Origin of the sequence: Onishia taeanensis (assembly GCF_900100755.1) — a bacterium.
GTDB classification, from domain to species: Bacteria; Pseudomonadota; Gammaproteobacteria; order Pseudomonadales; family Halomonadaceae; genus Onishia; species Onishia taeanensis.
This window is the reverse complement of sequence record NZ_FNCI01000004.1, coordinates 329,090-342,085: the sequence shown is the minus strand read 5'-3', so window position 1 is coordinate 342,085 and position 12,996 is coordinate 329,090. Positions and strand designations below refer to the sequence as shown.

At 63.4% G+C, this 12,996-nt stretch carries 11 protein-coding genes and 1 other RNA gene; 8 read left to right on the top strand and 4 right to left on the bottom strand.

Annotated features, from left to right (window positions below; all coding sequences use genetic code 11):
• Positions 1-45: 45 nt before the first annotated feature.
• From BLR71_RS08475 to BLR71_RS08465, 3 genes are all read right to left on the bottom strand, one after another.
• On the bottom strand, positions 46-807 hold the full coding sequence (locus BLR71_RS08475) for a TlyA family RNA methyltransferase (RefSeq protein WP_092525027.1): 762 nt from the start codon (positions 805-807) through the stop codon (positions 46-48).
• A gap of 126 nt (positions 808-933) precedes the next feature.
• On the bottom strand, positions 934-2,988 hold the full coding sequence (locus tag BLR71_RS08470) for a hypothetical protein (protein WP_092525025.1): 2,055 nt from the start codon (positions 2,986-2,988) through the stop codon (positions 934-936).
• A 47-nt stretch (positions 2,989-3,035) separates the two neighbouring features.
• Complete coding sequence (locus BLR71_RS08465) at positions 3,036-4,259, bottom strand: ATP-grasp domain-containing protein (protein ID WP_092525023.1); 1,224 nt, start codon at positions 4,257-4,259, stop codon at positions 3,036-3,038.
• Positions 4,260-4,485: 226 nt separating this feature from the next.
• On the opposite strand from BLR71_RS08465, the gene ffs reads away from it, so the two are divergent.
• The 8 genes from ffs to BLR71_RS17995 all read left to right on the top strand — a co-directional run bounded on the left by ffs (position 4,486) and on the right by BLR71_RS17995 (position 10,836).
• Positions 4,486-4,582, top strand: an RNA gene (ffs, locus tag BLR71_RS08460) — signal recognition particle sRNA small type.
• A gap of 213 nt (positions 4,583-4,795) precedes the next feature.
• A complete protein-coding gene (gene dnaX / locus BLR71_RS08455; protein ID WP_092525122.1) occupies positions 4,796-6,952 on the top strand; it encodes a DNA polymerase III subunit gamma/tau in 2,157 nt (718 codons plus the stop codon).
• A 42-nt stretch (positions 6,953-6,994) separates the two neighbouring features.
• Positions 6,995-7,321 (top strand): YbaB/EbfC family nucleoid-associated protein, encoded by a 327-nt coding sequence (locus BLR71_RS08450; protein ID WP_092525021.1) that lies wholly within the window; start codon positions 6,995-6,997, stop codon positions 7,319-7,321.
• Complete coding sequence (gene recR, locus BLR71_RS08445; protein ID WP_092525019.1) at positions 7,321-7,926, top strand: recombination mediator RecR; 606 nt, start codon at positions 7,321-7,323, stop codon at positions 7,924-7,926. The genes BLR71_RS08450 and recR overlap by 1 nt, the downstream gene beginning before the upstream one ends.
• A gap of 31 nt (positions 7,927-7,957) precedes the next feature.
• Positions 7,958-9,121, top strand: a complete 1,164-nt coding sequence (rnd, locus tag BLR71_RS08440; RefSeq protein ID WP_092525017.1) for a ribonuclease D — start codon at positions 7,958-7,960, stop codon at positions 9,119-9,121.
• Positions 9,114-9,419: a YcgL domain-containing protein gene (locus BLR71_RS08435; protein WP_092525015.1), complete on the top strand. Its 306-nt coding sequence runs from the start codon at positions 9,114-9,116 to the stop codon at positions 9,417-9,419. Before rnd ends, BLR71_RS08435 begins: the two co-directional genes overlap by 8 nt.
• 52 nt (positions 9,420-9,471) lie before the next feature.
• On the top strand, positions 9,472-9,921 hold the full coding sequence (locus BLR71_RS08430; RefSeq protein WP_092525013.1) for a YcgN family cysteine cluster protein: 450 nt from the start codon (positions 9,472-9,474) through the stop codon (positions 9,919-9,921).
• 201 nt (positions 9,922-10,122) lie between these two features.
• Positions 10,123-10,836: a hypothetical protein gene (locus BLR71_RS17995; protein ID WP_175491638.1), complete on the top strand. Its 714-nt coding sequence runs from the start codon at positions 10,123-10,125 to the stop codon at positions 10,834-10,836.
• Positions 10,837-10,945: 109 nt separating this feature from the next.
• Here BLR71_RS17995 and BLR71_RS08420 read toward each other — a convergent pair whose 3' ends face one another.
• Positions 10,946-12,991, bottom strand: a complete 2,046-nt coding sequence (locus BLR71_RS08420; protein WP_092525012.1) for a S9 family peptidase — start codon at positions 12,989-12,991, stop codon at positions 10,946-10,948.
• Positions 12,992-12,996: the final 5 nt, after the last annotated feature.

Here is a 12,996-nt window from a genome sequence, read left to right as displayed (position 1 = left end):
GAGCGGGCGACGCTCAGTCGCCAGAAGAAGATGACCGGCGCCGCTTCAGTCGCGCCGGCCATGCAGCAGAAATTCGCGGTTGCCATCGCCGCCTTTGATGGGGCTGTCCTGCCAGCCAAGCACCGTGAAGCCATGCTCTGAGCAGCAGGCGCGAATACGCGACTCGACGCCTGACAGCAGGGCGTCATCGGTGACGATGCCCCGCTCGTTGACCTTGCCGGGCCCGACCTCGAACTGCGGTTTGACCAGCGAGAGCAGCTCTGCACCTGACGATAGCAGTTGGCTTAGCTGAGGCAAGATCAAGGTCTGGGAAATGAAGGAGACATCCATGATGGCAAGCGATAGCCCGTCGGGGGCATGCTCCGCCATGGCCTGGCGCAATACGGGCGATTCGGCCATGGCGCGGGCGTTGAGCCCTTCCAGGCAGCTGACGCGTGGGTCATGGCGAAGCCTGGGGTCGAGCTGGTCGTGGCCGACCTCGACGCCGATCACATGGGCCGCGCCGAAGTGCAGCGCGCAATCGGTGAACCCGCCGGTCGACTGGCCCACATCCAGAACGACCCTGCCGTCGAGACGCATGCCGCGTGCCTCCAGCAAGGCCTCGAGTTTGAGCCCGGCCCGCGAGGCGTAGCGCTCCTCGGGGTCGTCGGCGACCGTCAGCGGACTGTCCTCGGGCAGTTTTTCCGAGGGTTTTGTCAGCGGTGGCTGGCCTGCCAGGCTGACCCGGCCATGGCGGATCAGGCGCTGGGCGCGTGAGCGGGAGCGCGCCAGGCCCTGGGCGACGAGCAGCTGGTCGAGTCGGATCATGGAGCCTCTGGCCAAAAGAGCGGAAAAGATGAGGGGCGATTATACGCAAGACGGCCTGCGGGAGAGAATCCCGCAGGCCGCCGGATGCTTGGCGTGTATCAAGGGGAGGGGCGCGAAAGCGCCCTGTTAGTCCTCGCCTGGCGGTGTCGGTCCGCTGCTCGCCTGTAGCTCGCCCTGGGGGATGCGATCTTTGCCCCAGCTACGGTGAATGTAGCCGGTCACCCGGTCGAGTTCTTCCTGGGTGATGTTGGCCAGCTCACCTCGCTCCAGTGGGTCGTAGTGGTAGATATACAGGCGCGACACGAACTGCTCGAAGGGCAACGAAGACTCGCCGAAGCGCTCGCCATGGTCTGCCGTACTGACCTTGATGCCGTCGCCCCAGTCCTGACCGCTGTCGTTATTGGGGTTGAAGAAGTAGACCCGCATCACGTCATTGGGGTCGAGGTTGGCGCGCAGGATGGTGATCGCATGCCAGCCGATGAAGCGGGCCGCGGTGTCGGTCACGGCGATGCCGGCCGGCTGAGGATGAATCAGCGGCTGGTTGCCGTTGTAGTAAGGGTGATAGCTTGCATAGAAGTGGCGCAGGAAATCATCCAGTTCCGTCAGCTGCCCGGTCGCGACATCGACATTGATGCGAAAGCCTCGGCCGGACCACCAGCCATGGAATTCCGGATTGACCCAGCGGTGCGGGTCGCCTTCACGGCCAATGCAGCGACGGCCCATTTCGGCATAGATGCGATCGAGGTGCGGCACCACGATCAATGAGACCGGGTCCAGGTCCATCGGCAGGCTCTGGGCGACGCCGGACAGGCTGGCCATGGAAGACAGCGGCATGCCCTCGAAGTGCATGATGATATCGTCATCGCGAGCGGCCCAGGCCACCATCTGCAGCAGATAGTCCGGATCGTTGTAAGCCCACATCGAGAGGGCGCGCGCCGATTGGCAGGTCGGGTTGTTGCCTTGGCCGACGCCCAGCGGCAGGCCCAGCATGCAAAGCACGCCTTCCAGTAGCCTTGCCCTGGGCGAGATGGTTTCCCCGAAGGCGAGGTTTAGGCGCGCCTGTGACCAGTCGGAGAGCGGCAGCCCTAGCTGTCGCCACATGGCCGGCGCCACCGGGGGTTGATAGAAAATGCCGCGCTCGAGGGTCAGGGTCAGGCCGTAGACCGCCTGGGAGGTTTCCGGATAGACGCCGCCGCGAATCAGCGCGTGGACCAGTTCATGGTAGCAGAGCAGGCAATCGCGCCCGGTGGAGGAAAGGCCCATGGCTTCCGCCAGCAGGTGATCGCTGTGGTCCAGCAGGTGGCGCAGCAGCACCGGGTGATAGGCGGAGACCAGGCCCGTATCGTGCATGGAGCGAGCGAAGCCGGTGGCCTCGCCCTGGAGAGCCGCGGCGTCCATGCTGGCCAGTCGCTCGCGATAGATATCGAGGCCCGGATCCTCGCGGGAGGCGCGGGTGGGGCCGAACAGCGCGCTGACCAGTCGGTCGGCGCCCTGGCCGCTGCCCCCAAGGTCGATATCGGGGTTGGCCTGGCAGAGAGCGATCTGAGTGATCATCGACTTGACGGGCTCTACCTGGATCGGGCGCTGCTCGAGTATCCGCCAGATTTCCTCGATCAGGTGGTCGATGATGTGTTCATAACCGATGCGTTCGGACAAATGGCGAAACAGGTGACGTGGCACCTCGGCCAGCCGGCCCTGAGTTTCGCGTTCGGCCTCGGTGGGCTCGCCAAACAACAGCCGAAGGTTGATCGCCATGGTCTGGGTCAGGTAGTGGTGCGCCTGTTCCAGAGAAATGAGTGGGTGAATGTAATCACCCTTGGCCACGGCCAGCAGTCGCAGCTCGCTTAGCGACTCGATCACCACCATGTTGGGATCGGCGCTGGTCAGCGCATGAGTGGTGAGTGATGGGACCAGATGCTGAGGCGTTTCCCAGTCTGATCCCAGAAAAATGCCGGCTTCTTCGAGAATACGGCCGCGCGCCTCTATGGCTGCACAGCCGCCCTCCTGCAACATGACCCGCCGAGCGGTATCCAGCACTCGTGGAAGCTTGCTCGGCTTGGCGAAGTCACGCGCGTTGTTGAGCAAAGCGATGGCGTCGTCGAATTTTTTCAAAAGGCCAGCGAGCTTCTCGCTGGCCTCTGACGCCTCACTTTGGGGTGTCGTGTCACGTGGCGATGTCACGCAGACTCCTTGTCATCAGGCTTGCATGCTTTCTATGACGCCCTACATCAGACATAGAAATCAAGGTCTTCCATATGCTTGAGAAGATCCTTCATGCGTTGAGCTTCGTCGCCCTTGAAGTAGATAAGGCCCCAGTGCGTGCCGAAAGCGGTACGCTTGGTGACGGTCTCTTCCAGGGGAGCCGTCAGCTCGTGGGACTCGAAGTAAGGATGATCTTCGACCTCTTCGGGGATCTCCAGCTTGCTGACCACGCGGCGGCGCGGATAGACGCCGAAGCAGCCTGCAAAGCCATCGGCATCGACCACTTCCTTTGGGAAGAAGGCCTTGACCTCTTCTTCGGTGGTCTTGGGGTCGAAGACCAGCATCGAGGCCTGGTAGGCGTTGAAGCCGTAGACACGTTCGAGCAGTTCAAAGACCTTGAAGCCCGGCGGGCGGTAGGCGACTTCGCCGAAGTACATCTCGCCATCGTTGGTGACGAAGTATTCGGGGTGGATCAGGCCGAATTCGATATCGAAGGCCTTGATCAGCTTCTCGATCTGCGTCGTGATCTGCTCACGATACCTTTCGAGTTCCGGAGAGGCCGGCACGAACACCGAATACCCAAGCGTTACGTACTCGGAAATGTTGAGGAAGGCGATCTTGCCGTTGTGAATCCAGGCTTCGACCGCGAATTCCCAGCCATCCAGGTGCGACTCCATCAGCACCGGGAATTCCTCGTCGGGAATCGTATCGACCTCATCCGGGGTGCGGATCACGCGATGCCCCAGGCAGCCGGCCTTGTCGAAGGCCTTGAGGTGGATCGGGTCATTGGGGTCGCCGTCGAGCTTGAGCAGCGTCTGGTTGACGCGCTTCAAAAAGCGGATGACGTCTTCCTTGTCGTGCGCTTCCTCGAAGATGCCCACGCGGATGCCACCCAGCTGAGCGCGACGCTTCATCAGGGCTTTGTCGCGCAGCAGCAGCGACTGGCCGTAGAGGCGGGGACTATCGAGCAGCACGGAGTTGATTGCACCAGCCCATTCCACGGTCTCTTCGAACAGCGGAATGGCGACGTCGACGCCCATGCCTTTCAGGGTCTCGGCGATCTCCATGGAACGATCGTTGAGGCGCTCGAAGTTCCAGGATACGTAGGGAATATCGTGCTTTTCGCAATAATCCTCGGCCCAATCCGGCGCCACGACCACGTAGCGGCGATCAAAGGTTTCGGCGGCCTCTACAGCGCTTAGGCTCCAGCCCAATAGTGCGATATAGCCCTTGTTGGAATCCTTTTGCATTGGTTCTCTTCCCAGTGATGTGAGGTCTTGTAGGTAACGACCAAGCTACACCTATAAGCCTAGACTAGAAAGCTGGCATCTGAGCCGAGCCGGGGCCCCAACATCTGGCCTTGCGGACCCTGTGGGGCGCTGTTATAGTGCGCCCCGCTCGATGCGCTGGCGAATCAGCCAGGTAGCCTTGAATAGTCCTATCGCTTGGCAAGCAATCGAGTCGTTATGGTGGCCCCGTCGGTCCTCCCGCAACGCTAAGTCGCAAACCCCGCCAGGCCCGGAAGGGAGCAACGGTAGTGATGGATGCGTGTGCCGGGATGTGGCTGTCGGGGCCGCCTCCATTTCAGGTGGCAGAAACCTCTGTCTCCTAGTGGTTCCCCCCTCGGCTTTCGGCCATGCGCTCCAGCAGCTAGAATAGCTCTTTTGGTTTAGCCCCTTTGGTTCAGGCTCTAGGCTTGGCCCTGCGTCGTGCGTTGAACGACGTCGTCTATTTCGATTTCGATGCAAGTAACGATGAGAGTTTCGATGAAAGGATCTCGCGCTGCATGAGCTATCAGGTATTGGCCCGCAAATGGCGCCCCCGCACCTTCCATGAACTGGTGGGGCAGGAGCACGTGCAGCGTGCGCTGGTCAACGCCCTGGATCAGGGGCGCTTGCACCATGCCTATCTGTTCACCGGTACGCGCGGCGTCGGCAAGACCACGCTGGCACGCATTCTGGCCAAATGCCTGAACTGCACCGCCAATGGCGAAGACGATAGCGGCGTCACCTCAACTCCCTGTGGGCAGTGCGAGAACTGCCGAGCTATCGACGATGGGCGCTTCGTCGACCTGATCGAGGTCGATGCCGCCTCGCGGACCAAGGTCGAGGATACCCGCGAACTGCTCGACAACGTGCAGTACGCGCCGACCCAGGGCCGCTATAAGGTGTACCTCATCGATGAGGTGCACATGCTCTCGACCCATAGCTTCAATGCGCTGCTCAAGACCCTCGAAGAGCCGCCGCCGCATGTGAAGTTCCTGCTTGCCACCACCGATCCGCAAAAGCTGCCGGTGACGGTGCTGTCGCGCTGCTTGCAGTTCACTCTCAAGAATATGCCGCCGGAGCGCATCGTCGAGCACCTGAGCCGAGTGCTCGAGGTCGAAAATGTGCCCTTCGACGAAAGCGCCCTGTGGCTGCTTGGCAAGGCGGCCGATGGTTCGATGCGCGACGCCATGAGCCTGACCGACCAGGCGATCGCCTTCGGCCAGGGTCAGGTGCGCCAGGCCGATGTCGCCGCCATGCTGGGTACCCTCGACCAGCGTCATGTGTTGACGCTGCTTGAGGCGCTGGCCGAGGTGGACGCAGCGCGGGTGCTCGGTGAAGTGGCCGCGCTGGCCGAGCAAGGGCCGGACTTTGCCGGCGTGCTCGATGACCTGCTTGGGGTGCTGCATCGGCTGGCGGTGGCGCAGATGGTGCCCGGCGCCCTGGATAACGGTCACGGCGACCGTGAGGTCCTGCTGACGCTGGCCTCGCGGTTTACCGCCGAAGACGTCCAGCTCTATTACCAGATCGGCCTGCAGGGCCGCGGTGATATGGATCAGGCACCAGAGCCGCGTACGGCCTTGGAGATGACCCTGCTGCGGATGCTGGCCTTCCGCCCTCAAGGCGTCCCCAAACCGGCCCAGACGCCGCTGCCGATGACCGGCGACGCCGTGCCGGAGCAGGCGTCAGGCAAGCCCAGTGCACAAGCCCCCAGAACCGCTCAACCGGCTTCGCCGCCGCCTGCCGCTTCCGTGCCTGACGACGAACATCGCGAGCCGTCGTCGCCCGCGCCAACGCCGGCTTCTCAGCCTGCACCTGAATCGGCCGAGCCCACGGCACCAGCGGATCCGCGCCCCGCAAGCGATCAGCCGCCTCCCTGGGAAGCACTTCCGGAGGATATGACGAGCGCCGTGGAACCTCCCGTCGAGGCTGCCACGCAAGACCCTGAGCTTAGCGCTGGGAATACCGCCGAGGATCTGGCGGCTCATGAGGCCGACCAGAGCCACCGTGCCGACAACAGCACTGAGCCCGGCGCCATGGGCACCGCTCCGCCCCCCTGGGAAGCCGAAGCCAGCGCTGAAGCCCCCCAGGCGCCTGAGCCGGCAGCCGCCGCAGCCACTGCGGCGCCCGACACTGCAGCTGCCGCGAGTACGCCCGCCATAGCCGCGGATAGCGCATCCGACGCGATGGATGAAGCATCGCCGAGCGCTGCGTCTTCCCGCGACACCGAGGCGCCGTCCGCTGCTGCGAGGGCGCCGGCCGATAGCGGCGCTATGCTGGATCAGGCGACCTGGCTCGACCTATTCGAACGGTTGGGGCTTGGTGGTCTAACACGCAACCTGGCGGCGCATTGTGTGGTCGAACGAGACGATGGCCATACGCTGGTGTTGCGTTTGGCGCCATCGCAGGCGGCAATGAATGCCGAGGTCCACGTTAAACGCATCCAGAAGGCGCTTGCGGGTGCTGGCATCGAACGTGAAGTGAACATTGAGGTGGGCGAGATTCCCGAAACGGTGGAAACGCCCCGAGGCCAATCCGAGCGCCTCAACGCCGAGCGTCATGCGGTGGCGGTTGAAGCCCTCAAGGCTGACCCACATATTCAGAAACTCCAGGCGGCCTTCGGTGCTCGTCTGGTGGAAGATAGCGTCGAACCGCGCCAGAACCACGATTCGGCCTGACGCCGCTGGTTCACGACTCAACGACTCAAGAGGAATCTCACCATGATGAAAGGTGGCATGGGCAACCTGATGAAGCAGGCTCAGGAAATGCAGGAGAAAATGCAGCGTGTGCAGGAAGAGGCCGCCAAGGCCGAGGTCCTGGGGGAAGCCGGCGCTGGCATGATCAAGGTCACCATGAACGGTCGCCATGACGTCAGTAAGGTCGAAATCGACCCGAGCATCATGGAAGAGGACAAGGAGCTCCTCGAGGACCTGCTGGCTGCCGCCGTCAATGATGCAGTCCGCAAGGTCGAAGCGGCGTCCAAGGCGCAGATGGAAGAGGCAACTGCCGGCCTGAACCTGCCGCCTGGCTTCAAGATGCCGTTCTGATGAGCTTCTCACCCCTCGTCGATCGACTGCTGGAATCGCTACGTGTGCTGCCGGGGGTGGGGCCCAAGACCGCCCAGCGGATGGCGCTGCATTTGCTCGAGCGCGAGCGTGAGGGCGGCGAGCGGCTGGCAAGCGTACTGGCCCAGGCACTGGCCGAGGTCGGCTATTGCCAGCGCTGCCGGACCCTGACCGAAGAAGAGCTGTGCGGGCTTTGTCGCAGCACGCGCCGCGATGAGCGGTTGCTGTGCGTGGTAGAGTCGCCTGCGGACATGCTGGCCATCGAGGAAGCCGGTGGCTACAGCGGCCAGTACTTCGTGCTGCACGGCCATCTTTCGCCCCTCGATGGCATTGGCCCGGAAGATATCGGCCTTGACCTGCTCGAGGCACGCCTTGCCGAAGATGGCGTCGATGAAGTGATTCTAGCCACCAACCCCACCGTGGAAGGCGAAGCCACGGCACATTACATCGCCACTCAGCTCACCGGCCGCCAGATTCGTCTGTCGCGCCTGGCCTATGGCGTGCCCATGGGCGGCGAGCTGGAATATGTCGACGGCGGCACCCTGAGCCGCGCCTTCAATGGTCGCCTGCCCTTCAGCGGTGAGTGAGTCGACGCCTGCAGTTCTACTTGGAAACGCTATGTCCCCGGCACCCGAATCCCTGGCACCCGACAATCGCGATCTCGATATTCGCTGGATCGATACCCCCGAAGACCTCGATGAGGCCTGCAAGACGCTCGCAGGCGCCGATACCTTGGCGCTGGATACCGAGTTCTTTCGTGAATCCACCTTCTTTCCTGTGCCGGCCCTGGTCCAGCTGTGCGCCGGCGAAACGGCTTACCTGGTCGATCCCCAGGCCGTCGCGGCCACTTCTGCGCTTAAAGCCTTGCTGTCCGAGGGGCCGCTCAAGCTGTTGCACGCCAGCAGTGAGGATCTAGAGGTGCTGGGTGGCTGGGCCGGCGTCAGCATCTGGCCGCTGGTCGACACGCAGGTGGCGCAGTCGCTGCTCAGCGAAGATCCGGCGATGGGCTACCAGCGGCTGGTGGAGCAATGGACCGGCCATGTCCTGCCCAAGGACGAAACCCGTTCCGATTGGCTAGAGCGCCCGCTGTCCGACTCCCAGTGCCGCTATGCGGCGCTGGATGTGATCTATCTCCTCGAGGTCTGGCAGGTTCAACGAGCGGCTCTCGAGGTTCGGGGGCGCCTCGACTGGCTCGAGGCCGACTGTGCCGCCATCGTCGGTCAAGCCGGGCGCAGTATTGAGGCTGACGGCCAGTGGTATCTGCGCCATCGCCAGCTGTGGCGCCTCGATCGGCCACAAATCGAGGCCTATCGGCGCCTGACGACCTGGCGAGAAGGCGAAGCCCGGACACGCAACCTGCCTCGCGGCTGGTTGGTCAGCGATAAGCTGCTTTATGCGATCGCCGAGCGCATGCCCAAGGATCGCCATGGTCTGGCCCAGGTCGAAGGCCTGAAGCCCGGTGTGATCAAGCGCGACGGGGATACCCTGCTGGCGCTAGTGCGCGAGGCGCGCCACTGCGACGAAAGCGAGCTTGCCGAGGCGCTGCCGTCGCCGCTCACCGGCCCCTTCAAGAAGCGCTTCAAGGCCTTGAAGCAGGTGGTGACGCGACAGGCTGAGCAGTTGGGCATTGCCCCAGAGGTGCTGATGCGCCGTCGCGATATCGAATCGCTGGTGACCGCCAACCTGCTCGACCGCCCCTTGGTGCTGCCCAATGGCTGGCGCGGCCAGTGCTTGTCTGACGACTTGGCGGCCGCCCTCAATCAGGTGAACGTTCATGAGTGATGCAACCCAGCGCAAACTGCTGTGTGAGATTTTCAAGAGTCCACGCCAGGATGAGATGTATCTCTACGTCGACAAGCGCAACGGCTTGCAAGATCTGCCTGCGGCTTTGCTTGAGCACTTTGGCAAACCTGAGCCGGTGCTGACCATGATCCTCACGGCCGACAAGCGCCTTTCCCGCGCTAAGGCCGCGGACGTGATGGCCGCCATCGACGAAAAGGGGTTCTATTTGCAGATGCCGCCGGCCAAGGAAGAGTACCTGCTGGACCTCTATCGCACCCCGACACGACCGAGCTATTGACGACTCGTCGTCCTGTTCCCATCTGCGCCGCGTGGCGCACCAAGGAGTCCTCATGCGAGAGCGTTTCTGGGAGCGCTATCCCCTTGAAGAGCTGAGCGGCGAAGAATGGGAGGCGCTGTGCGACGGCTGCGGGCAGTGCTGCCTGCTCAAGATCGAAGATGAAGACAGCGGCGATGTGGCCGTCCTCAATGTGGCCTGCGAACTGCTCGATATCTCATCCTGCCGCTGCAGCGATTACGAGAATCGCTTTGAGCGCGTGCCCGACTGTACGCAGTTGACGGCGGCGCGAGTCGAGGATTTTCGCTGGCTGCCGCACTCCTGTGCGTACCGGCGCCTTCATGAAGGCCGTAAACTGGCCGGCTGGCATCCGCTGATTTCTGGTGATCCCTCCCGAGTTCATCGCAAGGGGATCAGCGTGGCCAGCTTCGCTGTATCGCAGAAAGATGTGCCAGAAGAAGCCCTTGAAGAGCACATCATCGCGATCCTGCCTATCGACGGTTAGTCGTTTCCTCCCTCCTGAGCATGATCCTCTTCGCGCTTGCCTGAGCGTTTTTATTGCAACTTCTGATACTGAAGAACCATTCCCTTTTCCGATGGTGAAGGGGTTCTAAGGTAACCATGCTGTGGTGGTGTGTAACAGAATGTTTTGCGCGAGCCGAGAGGCGGTGCGTCAGGTAAGGGGCAGTAGCAAGGGGACAGGGCAATGAAAAAGTTCAAGTTGACGGCCCTGGCGGTGGCAGTTGGTTGTTTGTCATCGGCAGGCGTCTTGGCGCAGTCGTCACCGGAAGAGAGCTTCGCGAGTCCGTTACCACCGGATCAGATGAGCGAGATCGGAAATAACACGCTGACGGATGCGGAACTGGATGCATTGATCGATGATCTCGAGGCTCCAGCAGCAGGCGGCGGCGGTTGCGGGGGTGGTGGTGGTTTCCTCGATAGTGGCTGTGACGGCTTCCTGTTACAGGTGGCCGCCGTTACGGCGCCACCAGGCACACCTGAGCCGACCGCACCGACGGGGCCAACCGATCCCACTGGCCCGACCGATCCAGGTAATGGCGGCGGAGGGGGCGGTGATGGCGGCGGCGGTGGTGGTGGTTCCGGCGGCGGCGGCGGTGGTTCCGGCGGCGGTGGTGGTTCCGGCGGCGGCGGTGGTGGTTCCGGCGGCGGCGGTGGTGGTTCCGGCGGCGGCGGTGGTGGTTCCGGCGGCGGCGGCGGTGGTTCCGGCGGCGGCGGTGGTGGTTCCGGCGGCGGCGGTGGTGGTTCCGGCGGCGGCGGCGGTGGTTCCGGCGGCGGCGGCGGTGGTTCCGGCGGTGGCGGCAGCGGGTCCGGCGGTGGCGGTAGCGGTGCCGGTGGTGATGGCGGCAGCGGCGGTAACGGCGGCGGTGCCGGCGGTACGGGGTCCGGCCGGGGAGGTTGATCGCGCTGGGTCGTTTTCGCTTACTGCAACGTTAGCGTAATCGACCCATATCAAAGAAGGCTTCGTCCGGTGAGCGCCGGACGAAGCCTTGTCATTGGTGGAGACGCTGTCAGGCCTGTTCGGCCAGCCCGAGGGCCCAGAGGACATAGGCATCCTGGCGGGCATTATCGCGCCAAGCCTTGAAACGGCCTGAGGCACCGCCATGGCCGGCCTCCATATCCGTGCGCAAGATGATGGGGCCCCGGGCGCTATCCAGTTCCCGCAGCCTTGCATACAGCTTGGCGGGCTCCCAGTAGGGTACGCGGGCATCATGCCAGCTGCCCTGCAGGAAGACGCTCGGGTAGGGCTGCGCCTGGAGGTTGTCCAGCGGTGAATAGTCCTTGAGGCGCTGACGTACCGCCGGGTCCCCCGGGTTGCCCCACTCCGTGTACTCGGCGATGGTCAAGGGAAGGTCCGGGTTTTCCATGGTGCGCAGCACATCCACGAAGGGCACATCGAGCACGGCGGCGCAGAAGGCGTTGGGATCAAGGTTGAGACTTGCCCCTACCAGCAGCCCGCCGGCACTGGCCCCATAGGCGACGATTTTATCCGCGTCGCTTAGCCCCATTTCGACCAAGCGGTCACGGGCGGCCAGGAAGTCGCGGAAGCTGTTTTCCTTGTGTTCGAGCTTGCCGGCCAGGTACCAGGGCTCGCCTCGGTCGCCACCACCGCGAACATGCGCGACGGCGAAGGCGATGCCGCGTTCCAGAAGCTCCAGCCGGGCGATCGAGAACCAGGGGTCCAGCACTTCACCGTAGGCGCCGTACCCGTACAGCAGGGTCGGCATCGGTGCCTGGCCGAAAAGATCGGCACGGGCCACGATGGACACCGGCACCCGCTCGCCGTCATGGGCCTCGGCCCATACCCGCTGACAGGTCAGTTGCGACGGAAGCAGGCTGCCATGCACCGGCTGCTCCTTGAGCAGCTTGCGCTCCCCGGTGTCCAGGTCGTGGCTGAGCCAACGAATCGGCAGGGTAAAGGATTCCTCGCGCAGCCGTAGTCGCCGTTCGCTGAAGTGCGGCGTATCCCCCAGGGCCAGACTGCAGGGCTCTTCGGGCAGCGGTAGGCGCTCGTCGCGCTGCATGCCGTGTTGGGCATCCAGCTCAAGTACCCGCAGATACACCTGCGCCTTGTCATGATCGCGTTCAGTGATCACTAACCCCCAGTCGAAAGCATCGACGCCTTCGAGGGTCTGGTCATCGCGGTGGGCGATTAACGGTTGCCAGGCATTACGATCCTGTTCTGGGCATACATCCAACCGGAAGTGCGGCGCCTCGCGGTTGTTCAAGATGTAAAAATGTCCGGGGCGATGCTCGATCGCGTACTCGACGCCGGCTTCGCGTGCTCGGAAACACTGCGGTGTGCGATCCGGCGCCAACGCCGGCAGCAGGTAGCATTCGCTGGTGTCCTTGGACGCACTCTCCAGCACGAGCCAGGTGCGCGAGCGCGTCTTGCCGATGCCCAACCAGAACTCAGGGTCGTCCTCACGCAGTATCAGCTGGGCGTCCTGCTCAGGCGCCGCCGTGTCCAACCGCCAGATGCTCTCGGGGCGCTGGATGTCGTCGTAGCGGGTAAACAGCAGCGTACGATCATCCTCGGCCCAGCACAGTTCCGGGCCAATGCCCTCGAGCAACAGCCGAGGCTCCCCGTCTGGCAGTGACTTCAGGTAGAGCGTGAACATCTCGTCGCCGCTGGTGTCTTCGGTCCAGGCCAGCCAAGCCTCGTCGGGCGAAAGCGCCATGTCGCCGATCTCGAGAAAGTCGAGTAAGGCGGCGCGTGCCTCGACATCGAGGAAGCATTCCCGCTGGGATGGCGCGTCGAGCGGGTGGCGCCACCAGCGCGGGTAGTCGGCATCGGCGGCGGTCTCACTCCAGTAGGTGTAGTGATCCAAGGGCGCCGGCAAGCCAGTGACGGCCAGTTCTCGGCGGGCCAGGTGGCCCTGATAGAGCGCTTCGACTTCCGACTCCAGTGGCGCGAACCAAGCGCTGCTTTCGGCGTTGGCGGCGTCGAGGAAATCGCTGACGGCGGCATCGTCGCGATTTTCCAGCCAGTGCCAGTCGAGGTCGTCCGGGCGGTAGAAACGGTCGATGGGCGAGGCAGACGGCTGTGCTTTCATTAGGT

What these genes read in the sequence shown, in the direction of transcription:
- BLR71_RS08475 (WP_092525027.1), bottom strand. Translation starts at nt 807, where the DNA reads ATGATCCGACTCGACCAGCTGCTCGTCGCCCAGGGCCTGGCGCGCTCC.
- BLR71_RS08465 (WP_092525023.1), bottom strand. Translation starts at nt 4,259, where the DNA reads ATGCAAAAGGATTCCAACAAGGGCTATATCGCACTATTGGGCTGGAGC.
- dnaX (WP_092525122.1), top strand. Translation starts at nt 4,796, where the DNA reads ATGAGCTATCAGGTATTGGCCCGCAAATGGCGCCCCCGCACCTTCCAT.
- BLR71_RS08450 (WP_092525021.1), top strand. Translation starts at nt 6,995, where the DNA reads ATGATGAAAGGTGGCATGGGCAACCTGATGAAGCAGGCTCAGGAAATG.
- recR (WP_092525019.1), top strand. Translation starts at nt 7,321, where the DNA reads ATGAGCTTCTCACCCCTCGTCGATCGACTGCTGGAATCGCTACGTGTG.
- rnd (WP_092525017.1), top strand. Translation starts at nt 7,958, where the DNA reads ATGTCCCCGGCACCCGAATCCCTGGCACCCGACAATCGCGATCTCGAT.
- BLR71_RS08435 (WP_092525015.1), top strand. Translation starts at nt 9,114, where the DNA reads ATGAGTGATGCAACCCAGCGCAAACTGCTGTGTGAGATTTTCAAGAGT.
- BLR71_RS08430 (WP_092525013.1), top strand. Translation starts at nt 9,472, where the DNA reads ATGCGAGAGCGTTTCTGGGAGCGCTATCCCCTTGAAGAGCTGAGCGGC.
- BLR71_RS17995 (WP_175491638.1), top strand. Translation starts at nt 10,123, where the DNA reads ATGAAAAAGTTCAAGTTGACGGCCCTGGCGGTGGCAGTTGGTTGTTTG.
- BLR71_RS08420 (WP_092525012.1), bottom strand. Translation starts at nt 12,991, where the DNA reads ATGAAAGCACAGCCGTCTGCCTCGCCCATCGACCGTTTCTACCGCCCG.